The organism is Pseudomonas sp. NPDC086278, assembly GCF_050280905.1.
GTDB lineage: Bacteria > Pseudomonadota > Gammaproteobacteria > Pseudomonadales > Pseudomonadaceae > Aquipseudomonas.
In genome coordinates, this window is sequence record NZ_JBNNWE010000097.1 from 1 (window position 1) to 23,008 (window position 23,008).

At 59.4% G+C, this 23,008-nt stretch carries 12 protein-coding genes and 2 pseudogenes; 8 read left to right on the plus strand and 6 right to left on the minus strand.

The genetic code is table 11. The features are described from left to right. The coding region (locus tag ACQKP4_RS23630) for a proline dehydrogenase family protein (RefSeq protein WP_427636089.1) at positions 1–1,347 on the minus strand (1,347 nt) is incomplete at its 3' end. Between the two features lie 418 nt (positions 1,348–1,765). On the opposite strand from ACQKP4_RS23630, the gene putP reads away from it, so the two are divergent. The 7 genes from putP to ACQKP4_RS23665 all read left to right on the plus strand — a co-directional run bounded on the left by putP (position 1,766) and on the right by ACQKP4_RS23665 (position 13,587). Continuing rightward, on the plus strand, positions 1,766–3,250 hold the full coding sequence (gene putP / locus ACQKP4_RS23635; RefSeq protein ID WP_427636090.1) for a sodium/proline symporter PutP: 1,485 nt from the start codon (positions 1,766–1,768) through the stop codon (positions 3,248–3,250). Between the two features lie 365 nt (positions 3,251–3,615). Then, positions 3,616–5,634 (plus strand): type VI secretion system tip protein VgrG, encoded by a 2,019-nt coding sequence (locus tag ACQKP4_RS23640; RefSeq protein ID WP_427636092.1) that lies wholly within the window; start codon positions 3,616–3,618, stop codon positions 5,632–5,634. Continuing rightward, positions 5,624–6,361 (plus strand): DUF4123 domain-containing protein, encoded by a 738-nt coding sequence (locus ACQKP4_RS23645; protein WP_427636094.1) that lies wholly within the window; start codon positions 5,624–5,626, stop codon positions 6,359–6,361. Before ACQKP4_RS23640 ends, ACQKP4_RS23645 begins: the two co-directional genes overlap by 11 nt. Continuing rightward, positions 6,361–11,121, plus strand: coding sequence for an RHS repeat-associated core domain-containing protein (locus ACQKP4_RS23650; RefSeq protein ID WP_427636096.1), 4,761 nt, complete (start codon positions 6,361–6,363; stop codon positions 11,119–11,121). Before ACQKP4_RS23645 ends, ACQKP4_RS23650 begins: the two co-directional genes overlap by 1 nt. Positions 11,122–11,128: 7 nt before the next feature. Continuing rightward, positions 11,129–11,539 carry a hypothetical protein gene (locus tag ACQKP4_RS23655; RefSeq protein WP_427636097.1) on the plus strand — a complete coding sequence of 137 codons (411 nt, stop codon included), beginning with the start codon at positions 11,129–11,131 and terminating at the stop codon, positions 11,537–11,539. Positions 11,540–11,895: 356 nt separating this feature from the next. Then, complete coding sequence (locus ACQKP4_RS23660; RefSeq protein ID WP_427636099.1) at positions 11,896–12,219, plus strand: hypothetical protein; 324 nt, start codon at positions 11,896–11,898, stop codon at positions 12,217–12,219. 528 nt (positions 12,220–12,747) lie between these two features. Next, on the plus strand, positions 12,748–13,587 hold the full coding sequence (locus tag ACQKP4_RS23665; protein ID WP_427636100.1) for a 23S rRNA (adenine(2030)-N(6))-methyltransferase RlmJ: 840 nt from the start codon (positions 12,748–12,750) through the stop codon (positions 13,585–13,587). Positions 13,588–13,767: 180 nt separating this feature from the next. On the opposite strand, the gene msrA is transcribed toward ACQKP4_RS23665, so the two are convergent. The 5 genes and pseudogenes from msrA to aceE all read right to left on the minus strand — a co-directional run. Further along, the gene (msrA, locus tag ACQKP4_RS23670) at positions 13,768–14,415 is read right to left on the minus strand and encodes a peptide-methionine (S)-S-oxide reductase MsrA (RefSeq protein ID WP_427636102.1); all 648 of its coding nucleotides are present in this window, start codon (positions 14,413–14,415) and stop codon (positions 13,768–13,770) included. A gap of 220 nt (positions 14,416–14,635) precedes the next feature. Continuing rightward, positions 14,636–17,329, minus strand: coding sequence for a putative bifunctional diguanylate cyclase/phosphodiesterase (locus tag ACQKP4_RS23675; protein ID WP_427636104.1), 2,694 nt, complete (start codon positions 17,327–17,329; stop codon positions 14,636–14,638). Between the two features lie 192 nt (positions 17,330–17,521). After that, a complete protein-coding gene (locus tag ACQKP4_RS23680; RefSeq protein WP_427636106.1) occupies positions 17,522–18,916 on the minus strand; it encodes an alkaline phosphatase D family protein in 1,395 nt (464 codons plus the stop codon). A gap of 270 nt (positions 18,917–19,186) precedes the next feature. After that, complete coding sequence (aceF, locus tag ACQKP4_RS23685) at positions 19,187–21,142, minus strand: dihydrolipoyllysine-residue acetyltransferase (RefSeq protein ID WP_427636108.1); 1,956 nt, start codon at positions 21,140–21,142, stop codon at positions 19,187–19,189. An 11-nt stretch (positions 21,143–21,153) separates the two neighbouring features. After that, positions 21,154–22,914: pseudogene (aceE, locus tag ACQKP4_RS23690) on the minus strand (pyruvate dehydrogenase (acetyl-transferring), homodimeric type); the annotation flags it as partial. On the opposite strand from aceE, the pseudogene ACQKP4_RS23695 reads away from it, so the two are divergent. Beyond that, positions 22,914–23,008, plus strand: a pseudogene (locus ACQKP4_RS23695) (hypothetical protein); the annotation flags it as partial. The pseudogenes aceE and ACQKP4_RS23695 overlap by 1 nt on opposite strands.

Here is a 23,008-nt window from a genome sequence, read left to right on the forward strand (position 1 = left end):
ATTCACAATTGCTGGAGCATCTCTGCGTTTGATTTCGCTGTCCCAGTACGCGCCTTTCACCAGGCGGATCATCAGGCGATGACGGCTGCGGCGCGCGAGGTCGATCACGTAGTCGATCACGTACGGGCAGCGCTTCTGATAAGCCTGGATCACGAAACCGATGCCGTTCCAGCCGGTCAGTTGCGGCTCGAAGCACAGGCGTTCGAGCAGATCCAGCGACAGCTCGAGGCGGTCGGCTTCTTCGGCGTCGATGTTCAAGCCGATGTCGTATTGCTTGGCCAGCAGGGTCAGCGACAACAGGCGCGGGTACAACTCGTCCATCACACGCTCGTACTGCGCACGGCTGTAACGCGGGTGCAGCGCCGAAAGCTTGATGGAAATGCCCGGACCTTCATAAATCCCACGACCGTGGGAGGCTTTGCCGATCGAGTGAATGGCTTGTTCGTACGAGGCCAGGTACTTCTGGGCGTCGTGCTCGGTGAGTGCGGCTTCACCCAGCATGTCGTAGGAATAGCGGAAGCCCTTGGCTTCGAACTTGCTCGCATTGGCCAAGGCTTCGGCGATGGTTTCGCCGGTGACGAACTGCTCGCCCATCAGGCGCATGGCCATGTCGACGCCCTTGCGGATCATCGGCTCGCCGCTCTTGCCGATGATGCGGCTCAGGGACGAGGTCAGGCCGGTTTCGTTATGGGTGGCAACCAGTTTGCCGGTCAGCAGCAAGCCCCAAGTGGCGGCGTTGACGAACAGCGACGGGCTGTTGCCCAAGTGCGGGTGCCAGTTGCCGGTGCTGATCTTGTCGCGAATCAGGGCGTCGCGAGTGCCTTTGTCCGGGATGCGCAGCAGCGCTTCGGCCAGGCACATCAGCGCCACGCCTTCTTGGGATGACAGGGAAAATTCCTGCAACAGGCCCTGAACAATCCCGGCACGGCCACCGGCACTTTTCTGATTGCGCAGTTTTTCGGCAATCGACGACGCGAGCTTGTTGGTCGCTTCGGCCATTGCGGCCGGCAGGCGCGCCTGCTCGATCAGCATCGGCACCACTTCCGGCTCAGGGCGGCGGTAAGCGGCGGTGATGGACGCGCGCAGCACTGATTGCGGCAGGATGCTTTCGGCGAATTCGAGGAAGCACTGGTGAGCGTGATCCACAGGCGCATCGACGGCGTCGTCGGCATCCTTGGTCAAGCCGCTCAGCTCGGTCAGGGTTGCACCACCTTCGAGTTTTTCCAGGTAATTGAAAATTGCCTGCTTGATCAGCCAGTGCGGCGTGCGATCAATCGAAGTCGCGGCGGCCTTGAGGCGCTCGCGGGTCGGATCGTCAAGTTTGACCCCAAGGGTGGTGGTAGCCATTTTTTTATCCTCATGTTTGCCACGACCGCGTGGCATCAGCTGGCGGCAAGGTTAGCTGGGCAACCGCAGAGGTGCAACCGGGTGCAACCCTTTTTTTGTCGGAATAATAAGCAGCTTGTCAGGAAATAAATTCCGGTGTGAATGGGGCGTCTAGTTGGTGCGTTTACGTCCTGTAACAACTTTTTCTGCGCTAAAAGAGAGCATAAATGGCCTTTATCCGGAATTGATGTTAGGTGCAACTAATTCTCAAGAAAGAGGTTGCACCTTATTTGCTTTGTTGAATAGCATTCGCGCCAAAGGTGCAACCCGGCAGAAACCGGGTGCACCGGCTGATGGCTTTCCTGGGGAAACGTCAGTCATAAATGCGCGGGCGGAAGCGTCTGCCGCTACATAAAAACAAAGCCAGGGCAACACTCGAATGAGCATGAGCAATCCAACACTGATCACGTTCGTGATCTACATCGCAGCCATGGTGCTGATCGGCTTGATGGCCTATCGCTCCACCAACAACCTTTCCGATTACATTCTGGGTGGCCGCAGCCTGGGCAGCGTCGTGACTGCATTGTCCGCCGGTGCCTCCGACATGAGCGGCTGGTTGTTGATGGGGCTGCCGGGCGCCATTTACATGTCCGGTCTGTCCGAAAGCTGGATTGCCATCGGCCTGATCGTCGGTGCTTACCTGAACTGGTTGTTCGTGGCCGGCCGTCTGCGCGTGCAGACCGAGCACAACGGCGATGCGCTGACCCTGCCGGATTACTTCTCCAGCCGTTTCGAAGACAAAAGCGGCCTGCTGCGGATCATCTCTGCGGTGGTGATCCTGGTGTTCTTCACCATCTACTGCGCTTCCGGCATCGTGGCCGGTGCCCGTCTGTTCGAAAGCACCTTCGGTATGTCCTACGAGACAGCGCTGTGGGCCGGTGCGGCGGCGACGATTGCCTACACCTTCATCGGCGGTTTCCTGGCCGTGAGCTGGACCGACACCGTACAAGCCACGCTGATGATCTTCGCCCTGTTGCTGACGCCGATCATCGTCCTGCTGGCCACCGGTGGCGTTGACACCACGTTCCTGGCCATCGAAGCACAAGACCCCAGCAACTTCGACATGCTCAAGAACACCACCTTCATCGGCGTGATTTCGCTGCTGGGCTGGGGCCTTGGTTACTTCGGCCAGCCGCACATCCTCGCGCGTTTCATGGCGGCGGATTCGGTCAAGTCGATCGCCAACGCCCGCCGCATCTCCATGACCTGGATGATCCTGTGCCTGGGCGGCACCGTGGCTGTAGGCTTTTTCGGCATCGCCTACTTCTCGGCGAACCCTGAAATGGCCGGTCCTGTGACCGAAAACCATGAGCGTGTATTCATCGAGCTGGCGAAAATCCTGTTCAACCCGTGGATTGCCGGTGTGCTGTTGTCAGCGATCCTGGCGGCGGTGATGAGCACCTTGAGCTGCCAGTTGCTGGTGTGTTCGAGCGCCCTGACCGAAGACTTCTACAAAACCTTCCTGCGTAAATCCGCGTCCCAGCTTGAGCTGGTCTGGGTTGGCCGCGCCATGGTGCTGCTGGTTGCCCTGATCGCCATCGCGATGGCCGCCAACCCGGAAAACCGCGTCCTGGGTCTGGTCAGCTACGCCTGGGCCGGTTTCGGTGCTGCTTTTGGTCCGGTGGTGCTGATCTCGGTGATCTGGAAAGGTATGACCCGCGACGGCGCACTGGCCGGCATCCTGGTCGGCGCGATAACCGTGATCGTCTGGAAGCATTTCGAGTTGCTCGGCCTGTACGAAATTATCCCGGGCTTCATCTTCGCCAGCCTGGCGATCTACTTTGTCAGCAAGATGGGTGAGCCGACTAAAGGCATGCTCCAGCGCTTCGCTGCTGCCGAGGCAGATTTCCGCCTGAACAAATGATCGGGATGAGCTGAGGCTCTGATCTTTCCCGGAACATGAAAACGGCCCGCTTCCTTATGGAGGCGGGCCGTTTTTTTGGCTTACGCAAATTCCGAAACACTGAGTACTCCCTGTGGGAGCGGGCTTGCTCGCGAAGGCGCAGTGCCATGCGCCAGCACTGTCGACTGACACTCCGCCTTCGCGAGCAAGCCCGCTCCCACAGGGTTCGGCGGTGGTTCTGACGGAAATGTCTGTAGCCTAATGCCCCAATTCTTGAAGGATAAATCCGTAAAAAAGTAGGCCGAATCTGATTTTCCTGTCCCTCCCGCAACGTCGCTTGTCGCTCATGCAGAATCGCCCGCCTTCATTCTGCAGAGACACATCGGATGTTCGCTCCTGCCAATCAACCGCGCTTCACGTTGACGATCGACGGTGTCCAGAATGAGCTCAAGGTCCTTGAGTTCACGGGCACGGAAGCCATCAGCCAACCCTATCGCTTCGACCTGGAGCTGGTCAGCGATCGAGCAGATATCGAGCTCGAGAGCCTGCTGCACCGTCAGGCATTCCTGAGTTTCGATGCACAAGGTCATGGCATCCACGGTCAGATTTTTCGCGCCGGTCAGCGCGACTCGGGAAAACGTCTGACGGGTTACCAGATCAGCCTCGTACCGCGCCTGGCGTACCTCGGTCAGCGCATCAATCAGCGGATTTTCCAGCATCAAAGCGTGCCGGCGATCATTGCGCAGGTGCTCAAGGATCACGGCATCCAGCGCGATGCCTTTCAATTTCAACTCGGCAGCGACTACCCCGAGCGGGAATATTGCGTGCAATACGCCGAAAGCGACCTGGCGTTTATCCAGCGGCTGTGCGCGGAAATCGGCATTCATTACCACTTCCAGCACAGCGCCGACGGGCATCTGCTGGTGTTCGGCGACGACCAGACGGTTTTCCCGCGTCTGCCGGAGTCGACGCTGTACCTGCCGGGCAGCGGAATGGCGGCCGATGCGCCGGCCATCAAACGCTTTAACGTGCGTGTGGAAACCCGCACCACCGCCGTGACTCGTCGCGACTACGACTTCCAGAAACCACGCCTGCCACTTCAAAGCAGCCTCGACAACGAACAGCGACCGGTGCTGGAGGATTACCACTTCCCCGGCCATTTCACTGATCGCGAACACGGCAAGCAGTTGACCCGGCGCGCACTTGAACGCCACAACGCGGACTTCCGCCAGGCCGAGGGTCGGGGCGATGAGCCTGCCCTGGTCAGCGGTCATTTCTTGCAACTGGCCGAGCACCCGCGTCAGGCATGGAATGATTTGTGGCTAATCACCGAAATCGAACACCGTGGCCGCCAGCCACAGGTGCTGGAAGAGTCCGCGACCAGCGACGGCCCGGATGATTTCCAGGGTTATCGCAATACTTTTCTGGCGACGCCGTGGGATGTTTCGTTTCGCCCACCGCTGGGGCCGGACAAACCGCGCGCGCTTGGCTATCAACCGGCCGTAGTCACCGGGCCCAGCGACAGCGAAATTCATTGCGACGAGTACGGTCGGGTCAAGGTCCAACTGGCCTGGGACCGCGACGGTCAACTCAACGAGCATTCCAGTTGCTGGTTGCGCGTCGCCACCGGGTGGGCACACGACCGATACGGCAGCGTGCTGATTCCGCGCGTCGGCATGGAGGTGCTGGTCGGGTTCATCGACGCCGATGCCGACAAACCGCTGGTGATGGGCTGCCTGCCCAACGCGGCGACTCCCGTTCCGCTCGACCTGCCCGCCGACAAGACCCGCAGCATTTTCCGCAGCCACAGCAGTCCCGGTGGCGGCGGTTACAACGAGTTGCGCATCGAAGATCGCAAAGGCGCCGAGGAAATCTACCTGCGCGCCCAGCGAAACTGGACTCAGCACGTACTGAATGATCAGCAGGTTCAGGTCGAAAACCAGCGCAGCATCGTCGTCACCGGCACCGCCCGCCACGAATTGAAGGCCGACGAGCAACGCATCACCCATGGTCAGCGCCAGACCGAAATCAGGCAGGACGATCACCTGCTGGTGACCGGCGACCGGCACATCCGGGTGAACAGCCAGGCCCTCAACGCCAGTCAGCAATTCCACGTCACTGCCGGCCAGCAAGTGGTGATCGACGGCGGCGCCAGCGCGACGATTCAGGCCGGCGGGCAGTGGATCAATATTGGGCCGGGCGGGATTTTCAGCAGTGTGCCGATTCAGGTCGGTGGTGCACCGATGGCGGCCATGGCGGCTCTGGCGAACTCGCCGCAGGTGCCGCTGAAACTTGTCGCAGCGCCGGCGGCGATGCTCAGTGCGGCGCAGATTTTGAGCCTGAAAAGCGATGCGCCGTTTTGTGAGGAATGTGAGCGTTGCAAGGAGGGTGTCTGTGCAGCCTGATCGCGTGTCACCTCACGACTGGCTGGAGCAGCAGCCGCTGAAACCTTCGGAACAGCTCTTTGCGATCTTCAGCAATGCCAGTTCCGCCGAACCGTTCAAAGCCTGGCGGCAGTCGATCAGCAGTCAAGCCCCGAGCCCGATCTGGGCGGATACGATTTATGCCGAGTGGGAACCGGTGATGCCCTTTGTGGGAATCGTCGCCGCAGATGCCGAGTTCCTTGAGTGGGTTGCCCGCACTGAGTCTCAGGATTGGGGCTGGTTGGCGGTTTCGTCAGCGGGCCATGACGCGCTGGTCGAGCATTTCCGAAGCCTCACGCAAGCCTTGCTGCCCAATGGCGACACGGTGTTTTTTCGCTTCTGGGATGGGCGCTATCTGCTGCCGATTCTGCAATCCGTCGCGGTCGATTGCGCGCAATTGCTGCCGGTAATCGGTCGTTGCCTGATCAATGGCCAGCCGCTCGACATCGGTGGACGCGCGCTGAAGAGCGTCGAGGTTTTTCCGTGGTGGCAAGTCCCCGAGGCGCTGTTGAAAGAGCTCGCCGCGCAGTCCGCCGACACCCGAATCAACAACCTTCTGAAGTGGCTGAGCGAGGACCGTCCGGACCTGTTCGAAGGATTTTCCGAGAGCGTATTGCAGCGCAAGGTCGCGGACTTTCTTGAGGCGCCGGACCTGCCCCAGGCACCGAGACAAGCGTTGATCGACTACCTGATGGCGGAGCTGAGCTGATGGGCCCGATTGTAGGCATCGAGCAGGAACTCGACAGTTTCCCGGACACCCTGACGCTTTACCGCGAACAACTGAAAAGTTGGTACGGCCAAGCGGCGGACCAGGCCAGCCACGCCATGGATCTGCCGTCGTTGATGGGCATGGAGCGGCTTATCAAACTGGGTAACACCACGACAGTTGTGAGCAGTGGTGATGACGACTTTCTCGCCATTGTGGCGCAGTGTCCCGGCAACGGAATTCTGGAAATCGAGAGCAAGTTCGAGTCGGTCTATGACATTGCGCTGGGCAATATTTCGGTTGATGTGATTGCCATTGATGGCGGCGCAAGCACAGCGGTCGAGCTTGATGAAAACGGTCAGGGACAGTTCAAAGGCACACCCGGCAAGTTCTACCGCGTTCATGTTCAGAGTGAAGTGACCCCGGCGCAGATCGACGATCTTTTCTCCTCCTACACCGGCCTGACTTCAGAGCTGGAAGGTTGGCTGCGCAAGGCGTGGGAGGGTTTCAAGCCGCAGTGGTCGCAGTCGACTTTTGCCGCCGCGGGTAACGGAATGCTCGCGGGAAGTTGGGCCGCGGTTGTCGGTGTGTGGGACAGCATCAGCTTGCTTTCGGACATTCTCCAGGATCCCCGCCAATTCGTTGGCCGCCTGGGTAGCGGTGCTGCGGAACTGGCCGAACTCGCCGAACGATTTCCGGCAACGATGGAAAAGCTCCAACTGCTGGCCAGTGATGAGGCAGCCCTCTGCCTGCTGCTGCGCACTGCCAGCCTCTGGCTGGAGATGCTGCCACCCAGCGAAATCGCCGGCAAAACCGCCGAAGCGATTTCAAAGGGAGTCGTGCAATTACTGATCGACATTCTGATCGGCGTCGTGCTGACTTTTGCGGGTGCAGGTGCGGGCATTGCCTATTTAGGGATGCGCCTTGCCCATTACGGCGCCCGGATCTTCGACGCGGTGACGGGTTTTGTCAAAGCGATTTTCAACATCGTCAATAGCTTCACTACCTACGTCGACCGCTACAAAAAAGTTGCCGTGCGCGGCGTTGCGGCGGGCCTGAAAAAAGGCCGGATGCAACTGCGCTGGGACGCCAGACGCAACACCACGCTCAAGCAAAACGAACACCACGACGACGTCTCGAATCAGGCAAAAAACCCCAACGGCGACGCCGCCGATTCGGTCGATAAAACCGCCACCAACAACTGCCCGGTGTCGATGGTCACCGGCGAAGAATTGCTGACGCTCACCGACGGTTCGCTGGACGGAATCCTGCCGTTCGACTTCACCCGGCTCTACCGCACCAGCGCCGCCGACATCGACTGCGGCCTCGGTTTTGGCTGGAGCCATTCGTTATCCCATCGACTGGAAGTCGACGGCGACACGGTCATCTGGATCGACCACGAAAACCGCCGCACCGCCTTCCCGCTACCGAATAGCGCACGCCCGGCGATCCACAACAGCCTCTCACGCGCCGCGATTTATCTGGGCGATGGCCCCGAAGAACTAATCCTCGCCCAGGCTGGCGACGCCGCCCGTTTCTACCACTTCAATAGCGGCTTTCTGACAGCGATCAGCGACGGATACGACAACCGTCTGCGCATCACCCGCGACCGCCAGGGCCGCATCCAGCGCCTCGACAACGGCGCCGGTCGCGCCTTGCTGTTGCGCTATGAACGCGTTCATTTGATCGCGGTCGATTACCAGGTTTTTCGCCCGGCCCCGACCCTCACCGAGGCCTGGCACACCGAGCAGACGCTGGTCAGCTATGACTACGACGAACGCGCTCAACTGATCGCAGCCATCAATGCCTGCGGCGAACGTGAGCGCTACGACTACGACGACCAACACGTCATCCTCCAGCGGCAACTCACCGGTGGGGCGAGTTTCTTTTGGGAGTGGGAAAGGTTCGGAAAGGCTGCACGATGCGTCCGACATTGGGCGTCGTTTTCGCAAATGGACGCGCGTTACGTCTGGGACGACGAGGGCAGTGTCACCGTCCAGAACATCGACGGTAGCAAAGAGGTTTACGCTCACGACGACCGGGCGCGGTTGGTGCGCAAGGTCGAACTCGACGGTGGCGAACACCTCAAGGCCTACGACGCCAGCGGGCGGCTGCTTGCCGAGCAGGACGCGCTTGGCGCTGTCACCGAATACCGCTACGACGAAGTCGGACGCCTGGTGGCGTTGATTCCGCCGCAAGACGAGCCAACGGCCTACGAGTATCGCAACGGTTTCCTGCATGCGCGGTATCGCGGCGAAGCGGTCTGGAAGTATCAGCGCAATACCCAAGGTGACGTGACTGAAGCCGTCGACCCGGACGGGCAGATCACCCATTACCACTACGACGCGCAGGGGCGGTTGCAGTCGATCCGTTATCCAGATGTCAGTCGGCATGTGTTCGTCTGGAACGGCTTGGGGCAACTGGTCGAAGAGACTTTGCCCGATGGCGGTCAACGGAAGTTTTCCTACGATTTACTGGGTCGTCGGGCTACCAGCCAGGACGAACATGGCGCTGTTACGCGCTACCGCTGGGATGCTGTTGGTCGGCTGATCCAGACGACACTTCCTACCGGCGCCACCCGCGCCTTCAGCTACAACGCCTATGGCCGGATCACCGCTGAACAGGACGAACTTGGCCGCATCACCTGCTACGAATACGCCGACGATTTGCATCTGGTCAGCCGTCGAATCAATCCCGATGGCACGCAGCTCAACTATCGCTACGACAACGCGCAGCTTCTGCTCACGGAAATCGAAAACGAATCCGGCGAAAAATATCAGCTGGACTACACGCACAGCGGATTGATCCGACAGGAAACCGGCTTCGACGGGCAACGTACCGCCTATGCCTACGACCTTAACGGCCATCTGCTGGAGAAGACCGAGTTCGGCGATGACGGCTCGAAGTTGATCACCGGTTACGAACGGGATTCGGCCGGGCGGCTATTGGTCAAAACACTGCCCGACGGGATCAAGGTCGAATACCGCTACGACAGCCTCGGCCGGCTGATCGGCGTCGACGACGGCCACGACCAAACGCTGGAATTCGAATACGACCGGCAAGACCGCCTCATCACCGAACACCAGGGCTGGGGCACTTTGCGCTACGGGTATGACGCCTGCGGCCAACTCAATCGCCTGCGCCTGCCTGACGGCAGCAAACTCGATTACCACCACGCCAAGGGCGGCGCACTCACCGCCATCGACCTCAACGGCGCGCGGCTCACCGTCCATCAGTTTCAATTCGGTCGTGAGCAACAACGCCAACAAGGTCTGCTGCTCAGCGAATATGCCTACGACGACCAAGGACGCCTGAAAGCCCACGCCGTCAGCCAACAGCAACAACCGCTGTATCGCCGCGATTATGCCTACAGTGCCAACGGCAATCTCGACAGCATTGCCGACACTCGCCACGGCCAGCGCAGCTATGTGTACGACGCCCTCAACCGCCTGACCCGCGTCCGTCATACCCGCGACGAGCCACCGGAAAGTTTCGCCCACGACCCGGCGGGCAACTTGCTGATGCAGGATCGCCCGGGTGTAGCGAGCGTTAAAGGCAATCGCCTGTTAATGCAGGGCGACCGGCATTACGACTACGACGCTTTTGGCAATCTGGTTCGGGAACGTCGCGGCACCGCACAAAAGCTCGTCACCGAATACCGCTACGACTGCCAGCATCGGTTGGTGGTCGTTACGTTGCCCGATGGAAGCTGTACGAATTATCGCTACGACGCCTTCGGCCGCCGTATCGCCAAAACCGTCGACGGCAAAACCACCGAGTTCTTTTGGCATGGCGACCACCTCGTCGCCGAAAGCAGCCGCGAACACTACCGCAGCTATGTCTATGAACCCGGCACCTTCCGCCCGCTCGCGATGCTCGACGGCAAAGGCCCACGCAAGGCCTGCCCGTTCTACTACCAACTCGACCACCTGGGTACGCCGCAGGAACTGACCGATTTTGGTGGCGAAATTGTCTGGTCGGCGAAGTACAACGCCTACGGCAAAGTCACGCGTTCGGCGTTCGGCGGCGGCGAGCAACTTGAGCAACCGCTACGCTTTCAAGGGCAGTACTTTGACGCCGAGAGCGGTCTGCACTACAACCGGCATCGGTACTATGATCCGGACATTGGCCGGTACCTGACGCCAGACCCGATCAAGTTGGCGGGTGGGCTGAATCAGTACCAGTACACGCCGAATCCGACGGGGTGGGTTGATCCGTTGGGGTTGAGCGGGAATTGCCCGCCACCGAATAAGCCTGGGTGTGGGGCGCCGGATGATACGACTGGCGCTAGGGTTGATGAGGGTGAGCCCGAGTTACCGAAACCTAAGTTAAGTGCTGCGGAGCTTGCCGAGAAAGAAGTTAAGAGATTAAACGACAGTCAAGGCATGCATATGGTTGGAAAACATGACCCAGAAGTTCCTCGTGCGGCTCATATGCAAAGGGCAATTGATGGTACGAACCCTATTACGGGTAAGACACCTCGGAATAAGAAAGGTAATTCCAGCTCCAGATTTCATAGTTGGGAAATCATGCTCAAAGCCTACAACCTTGGAACAACACGGACGGAGCAAGGGCTAACACGTTTTACGGGAAAGGATTCTCAGAAGGCCGATATTGTGAGGATGAGACTCCCTGGCGCGGGAGAGGGTTATATACCTAATCCAAAGTCGGAAAAAAACCCGAAATTGATTCAAATGGATGGATTTGAAATGAAATTCGATCCTGTAACTGGCGTGCCGTTTACGTTATATCCAATTAAATAGGTGAGAAATGTTTATTGATCCAGATGATGGGCAACCATACCTCCCGACCCCCGCATTTTTTTTGGGGGGAGTTGATATTTATGACCGTGAAGAAACGCTAGGGGAGGCTCTTGAAAAGCTTGATCCTAATGACCCGGCTGATAGAGAGGAGATAATACTTAAATACTGCTTGCCTACAAGAAAGTCATACCGGCACAAATTTTTTATTTATAAGAGTTTGGAGGAGGCTCTCCAGGATAAAGATTATGATTTTCAATCGCTGCTGGCGTATGACCCTGAAGAATATACGTCTTTCCCTTGTGGTTGGGATGAGATGGAGAACACCAGAGCTTTTTTCGAAGATATTTTTCGATTGGCAACTGTGGAGTGGAAAGATGATCTTCACAAAGCTGGACTTGAAGACCAATCCACTTGGTAGATGGGAGCTCTGAACCAGAGCGAAATTTCTGGGCAAACTCGTCGGAAGTTTCCTTCAACTCGTATCGGTTTCCATGAACTGGTTTGAAATGCATTCCCTCGATAGTCTCTGGTGGTCACTGAAAATTCAGTGGCAGGGTGTAGGAACCCTTCAAGACTAGAGAGGACGCTCCGGCGTCGACACCTGAATTGCGGCCGTCAACGTGCGTCCGTAAGATCAGTTGCGGCGGCTGTGCGCGGGCACGCTTCGGTGTGGTCGAGTTCTCTGGTCTCGATATTCCTACCCCGTGCATAGCTGCCACCCAAGCCTGTAGGAAGGCCGATGGTAGCGACCGTTCACTACCAGAGGTTTCAATAATGAAAAGTCTTCACCCCGATCCACCCTACGAAAAACCAGTTCCTCACCCCGAAAACCGCTACATGGCGCTCACCAGCAACTGCTGTGAAATGCCTACCTTGTTCGTCGACACCCACGCCCCGCTCGACGTTTTGTATGAAGCCGCTAACTATCGAATCCGCGCCGTTACCCAGGTGCTTGAAAACCTGTCCATGCGCGGTTCCATCGAGTGCGATTCGATGATTCTCAGCGACTTTGCCTTGCTCTGCGCCATTCCGTTGCGTGATGGCTGTGATGTGTTGGATGTGGTTGGGCGGCGGTTGCGGGCTCGGTCGCCGGAGTAACGGCGAAGGGCTTTTGTGGCGAGGGGGCTCGCCCCCGTTGGGCTGCGGAGCAGCCCCAAAACCTGTAAACCGGATTTTTCAGGTACACCGCGGTGCTTGGTTTGGCGACTGCTTCGCAGTCGAACGGGGCGATGCGGCGTTCCGGCAAGCCTCCTCGCCACAGGGTTTTGTGGATGGCTGGGATGTTTTGGGGCTGCTGCGCAGCCCAACGGGGCGATGCGGCGTTCCGACAAGCCCCCTCGCCACAGGGTTTTGTGGATGGCTGGGATGTTTTGGGGCTGCTGCGCAGCCCAACGGGGCGATGCGGCGTTCCGACAAGCCCCCTCACCACAAGGTTTTGTGGATGGCTGGGATGGTTTGGCGACTGCTGCGCAGCCCAACGGGGCGATGCAGCGTTCCGACAAGCCCCCTCACCACAGGGTTTTGTGGGTGGCTGGGATGTTTGGGGCAGCAATTGCCCGCTCGGCTGTGAGGCCCTGACGTTGGCCGCCGTACAAGGTAAACTTCCCGGCCTTCGCAGGAGCAATCATGAATTATCGTCACGCCTTCCATGCCGGCAATCACGCCGATGTGTTCAAACACCTGACTTTGACCCGCCTCATCGCCTTGATGTCGCGCAAGGAGCAGCCGTTTGCCTATCTCGACACTCACGCCGGTATTGGTCTGTATGACTTGCAGGGTGATCAGGCGAGCCGTACCGGGGAGTACCTGGAAGGGATCGCGCGGTTGTGGGATCAGCCGGATCTGCCAGCGCTGACCGCCGATTACATGAAGGTGTTGCGCGACATGAACCCGGATGGCCGGTTGCGCTATTACCCGGGGTCGCCGGAGCTGGCGCGGCGTCTGACGCGGCCGCAGGATCGGGTGATGCTCAACGAAAAGCACCCCGAGGACGGTTTGCTGCTCAAGGACAACATGGCCGGTGATCGTCGAGTAAAGGTGCATCTGGGCGAAGGCTGGCATGTGCCGCGTGCGATGTTGCCGGTGCAGGAGAAGCGCGCGGTGATGTTGATTGATCCGCCGTTTGAGCAACTGGACGAGATGCAGCGTTGTGCGGCGTCGCTGAAAGAGGCGATTGGCCGGATGCGCCAGACAGTGGCGGCGATCTGGTACCCGGTGAAGGACCAGCGCCTGCTGCGTCGTTTTTATCAGGATCTGGCTGGCTCAGGCGCGCCGAAGTTGTTGCGCGTGGAATTGCTGGTGCATCCGCTGGATACGCCGAACAGCCTCAACGGTTCGGGATTGGCGATTGCGAATCCGCCGTGGGGGCTGGAAGAGGAATTGCGTGAGCTGCTGCCGTGGTTGTCCCAGAAACTGGGGCAGACCCAGGGCGGGTGGCAGATGGATTGGTTGATCGCTGAGAGTTGATTTTTAGTCAGATGCATTGATGGCGTCTGTGAGGACGCATTCGCGGGCAAGTCGAATCGTCGCACCGCCGCTTCCACATTGGATCGGTGTCTGGCCACAACTCTGTGATCGACATCGAACCCTGTGGGAGCGGCGGTGCGACGATTCGGCTTGCCCGCGATGCTTTTTGGGCCCAAAAAATCAGATCGGGCAGGTCACGCCGGTGCCGCCGATCCCGCAATAGCCTTCTGGGTTTTTTGCCAGGTACTGCTGGTGATACGCCTCGGCGAAGTAGACCGTTGGCGCTTCATCGATTTCAGTCGTGATTTCGCCTTTCCCGGCCTTGGTCAGTTCAGCCTGGAACACGTCCTTGCTGTGTTTGGCGGCTGCCAGTTGTGCTGGGTTGGTCGCGTAGATCACCGAGCGGTATTGGGTGCCGATGTCATTGCCCTGACGCATGCCCTGAGTCGGGTTGTGCAGTTCCCAGAACATTTTCAGCAGCTCGTCGTAGCTGACTTTTTCCGGCTCGTAGACCACGAGCACCACTTCGCTGTGGCCGGTCAGGCCTGAGCAGACTTCTTCGTACGTCGGGTTTGGTGTAAAGCCGCCGGCGTAACCCACCACGGTGCTGACCACACCTTCGCGCTGCCAGAAGCGACGTTCCGCACCCCAAAAGCAACCCAGGCCGAAGATTGCAAAGTCGACGTTGGTAACAAAAGGGCCCAGTAGCGGGGAGTCGTGGACGAAATGTTTTTCCGGCAGGTTCATCGGGGTTTCGCGGCCAGGCAGAGCTTGTTCTTTAGTCGGGAGCACGTTTTTGTTCACCAGGATTTCCGAGCGCAAGACCATGATCAGTCCTCTCAGTCAGAGTGTGTAAGTAGTCAGACCGCCAGTGTGCCCAATGATTTCCAGTTGCGCACTACCCCTGTGGGAGCGGGCTTGCTCGCGAAGGCGGCGTGTCAGTCAGAATCCACGTCACGGATACACCGCTTTCGCGAGCAAGCCCGCTCCCACAGGGGCAGTTTTCGACAAGGATTTTGGGGGGGGCACAGAGAGTTGCGGTGTGGTATCAGGCAAGCGGGCCGCGCGGGTAGCGCCTGAGCTTTTCAATCAGCTCGGAGCCCGGGATCGGCCGGTCGAACAGGTAGCCCTGGCCGACGTCGCAACGGTGGCGGCGCAGGAACGCCAGCTGCTCGGCGGTTTCGATGCCTTCGGCCACGACTTTGAGCTTCAGGTTGTGGGCCATGGCGATCACGGCGGAGGTGATTTCCATGTCGTCCTGGTTGTCGGGGATTTCGTGGATGAAACTACGATCGATCTTGATGATGTCGATCGGGAATTTTTTCAAGTAACTGAGCGACGAGTAGCCGGTGCCGAAGTCGTCCATGGCCAGGGTCAGGCCCAGGCGCTTGAGCTGATCGAGCTGCAAGTGCGTGTCTTCGGTGGCTTCCAGCAGCAGGCCTTCGGTCAGTTCCAGCTCCAGCAGGCTGGCCGGCAGCGCTTCTTCCTTGAGGATATTGGCGATGGACGACACCAGGTCCGGGTCGGAGAACTGTTTGGGCGACAGGTTGATCGCCACTTGCAGGTTGCCGAGGCCGGCGGCAGTCAGGTCTTTGCTCATGCGACACGCCTGGCGCGCGATCCATTTGCCGATCGGAATGATCAACCCGGTTTCTTCGGCGACGCTGATGAACTGGTCCGGGCGAATCATGCCTTTTTCCGGATGATTCCAGCGCAGCAGCGCTTCCATCCCCAGCAATCGGCCGCTGCGCAGGCACAGCTTGGGCTGATAGAACACGTCCAGCTCGTTCTGGGTCAGGGCGCGACGCAGGTTGTTCTCGACGAACAGTTTGTAACTGGCTTCGGCATTCAGCGCTTCGGTGAACACCTGAACCTGATGTTTGCCGTTGGCCTTGGCCTTGTGCAGCGCCAGACCGGCGTTGCGCATCAGGGTTTGCGGGTCGCGGCCGTGCAGCGGCGCGCAGGCGAGGCCCACGGAACCGGTGACGCTGATCAGTTGGTTATCGACGAACATCGGCTTGTCGAGGGTCGCCAGCAATTGGTTGGCGACCTGCTGGCCCACCGCGAGGTCGGTGTTGTCCAGCAGCACCGCGAATTCGTTACTGGCGAACCGCGCCAGGCTGCCGCTGGGGCTCAGGCTGTTGCGCAGGCGCCGGGCGAGGCTGATCAGCAGCTTGTCACCGGTCTGGTGGCCAAGGCTGTCGTTGATGCGTTTGAAGTTGTCGATGTCCACCAGCAACAGGCTGATGGGCGTGTCGGTGTCTCGGGCGAAACGCTCGTCGAGGTTGCGGATGAACGCCGGACGGTTGCCCAGGTTGGTCAAGTTGTCGGTGTACGCCAGGCGCTCGATGCGCTGCTGGGCGAGTTTGGTCTGGGTGATGTCTTCGTAAATGCCGATGTAATGCGTCAGCTCGCGGTTGTCGCCATACACCTTGGAAATCGACAACTGGCCCCAGTAGGGTTCGAGGTTTTTACGCCGGCTCTTGAATTCGCCCTGCCAGCTGTTGCTTTTGGCCAGGGCCGAGGGCGCGTCGAACAGCAGCTCGCTGAGGTTTTCCAGCGCCGGCAGTTCCGACAGCCGCTGGCCGTGGACTTCTTCGGGGCTGTACTGGGTGATCGCGGTGAAACTCGGGTTGACGTATTCGACCACGCCGTCGCAATTGACCAGCAAAAAGGCGTTGGCGCTTTGCTCGACTGCGCGCTGGAACAAGTGCAAGGCACTGGTGGCGGTGCGGCGGTTGTGATTGTTGATGACCTGGGCGAACTGATCGGCCAGCTCGCCGGCGAAGGCGATTTCATCCGACTGCCAGGCGCGGGTCACGCCGGTCTGTTCCAGGCAGAGCACGCCAACCACCTGGCCGTCGACGCGGATGCTGGCGTCGAGCATCGCGTTCACGTCGCGCGGGCGCAGGCTCTCGGCCATGTGCCGGGTACGCGGGTCGCGCATCGCGTTGTGGGCGTCGATCGCCCGGCTGCTGTGCAAGGCGTCGAGGTAGTCAGGGAAACCGCTGACATCGATCGGTTCCGGCAGCAGGTAATTGCTGGTGGCGCGGTGATAGGCCGAAATCGGCACCAACAGCGATCCCTCGAGGTTCCACAGGCTGGCGCAGTCGATTTCATAGATGTCGCAGGCGCTGCGGGTGATCAGCTCGGCGGCTTCTTGCAGGGAATTGTTGGTGCTGTAGCGCTGGCGGGTCAGCAGCAGGATCAAATCCTGCTGGGCGCGCACCCGATCCAGGTGCTGGAGTTGTTCCTGCTGGGCCCGTTGATTGAGTTCGAGGGCAATTTGCAGCCGCGAGTTCTGGGTTTCCAGGTCCTGCGTCGGCAGCACTTGCCCACCCTCGAACAAACCGTCCACCACCATCAGGTAGCCGCGCAGCAGGTGTCGATTGTGTTGTCGGTAGGCTTCGCCCAGTTCGAGCAGGTTCAAGGAGCCTTTGGCGGTGTGCAGGTTGTAGCGGATCAGGTAATGCGGGCTGTTGCTAAGTTGTTGCTGGATCGCGTCGTGCAGTTGATAGCGGGCTTCGGGTTCCATCAGGCTTGCGTAGGGCGAGTCGACCAGCGCACACAACTCGACGGCCGGCAGGCCAAACTCACGTTCGCAATTGGGATCAAGAAACAGTAAGGCCCAGCTAGCTTCATTCAGCCGTTCGAAACGCAGCATGCCGAGCCGCGAGGGCACAGGCAACTGCGTCACTACCTCGGCCACCATACGGCTGGCGGCATCGGGTTGGCTTTTCATTAAGGGAAACTCGCTTCGAATGTGCTGATCGCGCCGGGCTCTCGCCCTCTTTACTGTTATCTGCGGCAAGGTTGCATCATTGCGACACTGACTGACAAGAGACATGAAGGCCAAGTGCTATAAGAATGTGTCGGCAGGCGTGCAGATTTCTCCAGCGCGGGCTCAAAACTAATGCATTTGGCCTTCATTGCCTTAGCGCAACGGGATGTCTACCGATTGCAGAAGCGTGCCATCGCGGTCGTGATAATTGACCTGAATCCGCTCCCGCTGCACCACCATGTGGGCAAAGTTGTCCTGGCTGATCACCTCGCTGGTCAGTTCATGTCGATAGTCGCCTGCGCCCGTTTCGGCCAAGGGCTGATCGAGAATGAACGTCGACGCATTGGCATACGGCAGCAGTTTGCTGTTGCACAGCGGCGACGAAACGAGGGTGTGCACCTCGAATTTCGGGTCTTCGGTGTGGGTCAGGCGACTGGTCAGTGAGCCGTGAACATCGCCGGAAATGAAGATGACGTTCTTGAGCCGATGCAGGCGAATCGTTTCCAGCAGGCGCAGGCGCTGTTCCGGAAATGCTTTCCAGGCATCGTCGCCAAGGGTTTTGCGGTCGGGGTAGAACATCACGCTGGTGACCACGAATTTGACCCGGGCCGGGCTGTGGATCAGCCAATAGCACAGCGCCTGTTCCTGTTCTTCGTCGAGGATGCGTCGGTCATCCGCCGACAGGTTGCGCCGGGTCCGGCTGTCAGTGACGAACCATTCAATGTCGCCTTCACTGAACTGATACCAATAATGCTCGAGTATCTTATCGATCTGCCCGTTGCCGAGCAAGTTGTGCGCCGGGCTATGGCTGGCTTGATATAACTCATACGCGGCCATGGCGTTCTTATATAAGTAAGCGTCTGACTTGCTCGCGTTGGCGGGCCAGTTATCTTCTATTTCATGATCGTCGAGAATCATGTAAGTCGGTGTGCAGGACATTAGCCTGGTTATATTGGGTTGAGAAAATGCCGCGCGGTACTTGCCGAGTATTTCCTTGAAGTCACGGTCGGGTGCAATAACGTTCAAGTCATCGACATAGATTTGATCGCCGGTCATCAACATCGCACTGATCGGCGGTTTTGCCTGTTCGGCGAGTTGGGCAATCGAGGCGAAAATCCGATCGCCGGCCTTTGGTGTGATTGCCACGCCCGCCGTCAGCCGCAGGTAACGGCATGAACCGACGATGTACGCCCGCGGCACGCTGGCTTCGGCGGACCGGGTGCGCAAGCGATAAATCTCCCGGGGCCATTGCAGCGGCAGTTCCTGAACCGTTTCAACGGTGTGCACCGGGCTCATCGGGCTGAACCATCCGGCCTGGTATTCGTACTCGGTGTCGGCGGTCAGTGCGTTGAGCGAAATCACATCGGACATATCGCGCAAGTGTGTCAATTGTGCAAATACGCCTTGAGACCAGCGCACTTCGCTCCGGCGTCGGTATCGAATACCGGCAAATACCAAGGCGGTGCCCTGGGCTTCTCCACGCAGGAAGATCCGCGCGTGATTAGTTGTAGTGTGGCCAATAACAGGGCCGACCGTGGGTTTGAACATGTTCGAATCCATTCGAATTAACGCTAACTAAGCGAGGATGTTTTGCAGTGGTTAAATGAACAATCTGCTGAACTAAGACTAGTTGCTGTCGATTAGAAAATATCGGGCAGAAGTAGACCTGAGTTGTGGGCGATATCAGCCATAACTGTAGGAAGTTGCTTTATTCGAGGCAAAAAAAGCCCCGCCAAATTGGCGGGGTTGAGGTACGAGCGTGGCGCTCGGAAATCGTCGAACGCGATGGGCCCTCCGATGAAGGAGGGCCTATCGGTGTTACAGCAGAATGGTGCGAATGTCAGCCAGCAGATCGCTCAGACGCTTGGTGAAGCGTGCAGCCGCAGCGCCGTTGATCACGCGGTGATCGTAGGACAGCGACAGCGGCAGCATCAGTTTCGGCTGGAAGGCTTTGCCGTCCCAGACTGGCTGGATGGTTGCCTTGGAAACACCGAGGATCGCCACTTCCGGCGCGTTGACGATCGGCGTGAAGCCGGTGCCGCCAATGTGGCCGAGGCTGGAAATGGTGAAGCAGGCGCCTTGCATGTCGTCAGCGGTGAGCTTCTTGTCGCGGGCCTTGGCGGCCAGCGCGGCGGCTTCGGCTGCCAGTTGCAACAGGCTCTTCTGGTCGACGTTCTTGATGACCGGGACCAGCAGGCCTTCAGGGGTGTCGACCGCGAAGCCGATGTTCACGTACTTCTTGCGGATGATCGCCTTGCCGCTCGGTGCCAGCGAACTGTTGAAGTCCGGCAGCTCCTTGAGCAGGTGCGCGCAGGACTTGAGCAGCAGCGGCAGGATGGTCAGCTTGACGCCGGCCTTCTCTGCAACGGCTTTCTGGGCGATACGGAACGCTTCCAGCTCGGTGATATCAGCCGAATCGAACTGAGTCACGTGCGGAATGTTCAGCCAGCTGCGATGCAGGCTCGACGCGCCGATTTGCATCAGGCGAGTCATCGGCACTTCTTCGGTTTCACCGAAGCGGCTGAAGTCCACGGCCGGGATCGGCGGGATGCCCGCGCCGCCAGTTGCGCCAGCGGCAGCGGCCGGTGCTTCCTTGGCCTTCTGCATCATGGCTTTGACGTAAACCTGCACGTCTTCCTTGAGGATGCGACCGTGCGGGCCGCTGGCGCCGACGGCGTTCAGCTCGACGCCGAACTCACGGGCCAGTTGGCGTACTGCCGGGCCAGCGTGAACCTTGGCACCCGGCTTGGCCGGTGCGGCAGCCGGTGCGGCAGGTGCCGGAGCAGCAGGCGCAGCGGCGGCTGGAGCAGCAGCGGCAGGTGCAGCGGCAGCGGCGGTCGCCGGGGCAGCAGCAGGCGCAGCGCCTTTGACTTTGAGCTTCAGGATCAGGTCGCCGGTGCCGACTTCGTCGTCCAGCTTGATGGAAACGCTTTCCACCACGCCGGCGGCAGGCGATGGGATTTCCATGCTCGCCTTGTCGGACTCCAGGGTGATCAGCGACTGGTCGGCTTCAACGGTGTCGCCGGCCTTGACCAGGACTTCGATGATCTTGGCCTTGCCCGACGAACCGATGTCCGGGACGTGAATGTCCTGAACGCTGTCGGCAACCGGTGCAGTCGGGGCCGCAGCGGCAGGTGTCGGAGCGGCAGCAGGCGCAGCGGCCTGGGCTGGCGCGGCCGTGGCAGGGGCCGCAGCACCCGCCACTTTCAGGACCAGGATCAGGTCGCCGGTGCCGACTTCGTCGTTGAGCTTGACGCTGATGCTTTCGACCACGCCAGCGGCGGGCGAGGGGATTTCCATGCTCGCCTTGTCGGATTCCAGGGTGATCAGCGACTGATCAGCCTCGACGGTGTCGCCGACCTTGACCTGGATCTCGATGATCTGGGCCTTGCCCGCCGAACCGATGTCCGGCACGTGCACTTGCTGGGCGGTGGCCGCAGCAGGCGCGGCGGCTGGAGCAGCGGCGGCAGGTGCCGGCGCCGGTGCAGCTTCTGCTTTGGCGGCCGGTGCAGCGGCAGCCGCCGGGGCCGCAGCAGCGGCACCTTCGACTTCCAGCTCGAGCAGTTCGTCGCCTTCTTTCAGGCGATCGCCCAGCTTCACTTTGATCGCTTTGACGATACCGGCCTTCGGCGCAGGAATTTCCATGCTCGCCTTGTCCGACTCCAGCGTCAGAATGCTCTGGTCGGCTTCGACACGGTCGCCGACCTTCACAAACAGTTCAATTACTTCACCTTCACCGCTGCCGATGTCAGGTACGCGAATGAGTTCGCTCACAGAATCTCTCCTCAGCAGTCCAGTGGGTTGAGTTTTTCCGGGTTGATACCGAACTTGGTGATGGCTTCAGCCACAACCTTGGGTTCGATGTCACCACGGTCAGCCAATGCTTCCAGGGCTGCCAACACCACGAAATGACGGTCGACTTCGAAGAAATGACGCAGTTTCTTGCGGCTGTCGCTGCGGCCGAAACCGTCGGTGCCCAGGACTTTGAATTCCTTGGACGGCACCCACTGACGAATTTGCTCAGCGAACAGTTTCATGTAGTCGGTAGAGGCAATGACCGGACCTTTACGGCCGTTCAGGCACTCTTCGACGTAGCTCAGTTTCGGCTTCTGGCCAGGGTGCAGGCGGTTGGTGCGCTCGACGGCCAGGCCATCGCGACGCAGTTCGTTGAAGCTGGTAACGCTCCAGACGTCGGCGCCGATGTTGAACTCTTCACGCAGAATCTTCGCCGCTTCACGCACTTCACGCAGGATGGTGCCGGAGCCCATCAGCTGAACGTGGTGCGCCGCTTCGCGGGTGTCTTCTTCGAGCAGGTACATGCCCTTGATGATGCCTTCCTCGACACCGGCCGGCATGGCTGGCTGCTGGTAGGACTCGTTCATCACGGTGATGTAGTAGAAAACGTCCTGCTGCTCTTCGGTCATCTTCTTCATACCGTCCTGGATGATCACCGCCAGCTCGTAGCCGTAGGTTGGATCAAAGGTGCGGCAGTTCGGGATGGTGCCAGCCAGGATGTGGCTGTGACCGTCTTCGTGTTGCAGGCCTTCGCCGTTCAGCGTGGTGCGGCCGGCGGTGCCGCCGATCAGGAAGCCACGGGTGCGGCTGTCGCCAGCGGCCCAGGCCAGATCGCCGATACGCTGGAAGCCGAACATCGAGTAGAAGATGTAGAACGGCAGCATTGGCTGGTTGTGGCTGGAGTACGAAGTACCGGCAGCGATGAAGGAGCTCATGGCGCCCGCTTCGTTGATGCCTTCTTCGAGGATCTGGCCCTTCTTGTCTTCCTTGTAGAACATCACCTGGTCTTTATCGACTGGCTCGTAGAGCTGGCCGACGGAGGAGTAGATGCCCAACTGACGGAACATGCCTTCCATACCGAAGGTACGGGCTTCGTCCGGGATGATTGGAACGATGCGCGAGCCGATTTCCTTGTCCTTGACCAGTTGCGCCAGGATCCGCACGAAGGCCATGGTGGTGGAAATCTCACGGTCGCCCGAGCCGTCAAGGATGGCCTTGAGGGTGTCGAGTGGCGGCGTCGGGATGTTGAAGCTTTGCGCGCGGCGTTGTGGCACGAAACCGCCGAGTGCCGTGCGGCGCTCGCTCAGGTAGCGGGCTTCGGCGCTGTTTGGCTCTGGCTTGAAGAACGGCAGGTTTTCCAGCTCTTCGTCCTTCACCGGAATGTCGAAACGATCGCGGAACAGCTTCAGGCTTTCAACATCAACCTTTTTGGTGTTGTGCGCGGTGTTCTTCGCTTCGCCGGCACCGGTGCCATAACCCTTGATGGTCTTGGCCAGGATGACGGTCGGTTGTTCCTTGTGGTTGACCGCTTCGTGGTACGCCGCGTAGACCTTGTACGGGTCGTGGCCGCCACGGTTGAGCTTCCAGATCTCGTCGTCGGACAGATCGGCAACCATCGCCTTGAGTTCTGGCGAGTTGAAGAAGTGTTCACGGACGAACGCGCCGTCTTTGGCTTTGTAGTTCTGGTACTCGCCGTCGATGACTTCGTCCATGCGACGTTGCAGGATGCCGTCGACGTCTTTGGCCAGCAGCCCAGGTATTGGCTTACGTCTATCAGATTCGCCAGTACCGCGCCGGCAAGGGCAAGCGCCCGGATCCGCTCAAGGATGACTTGCCGATCCCGCC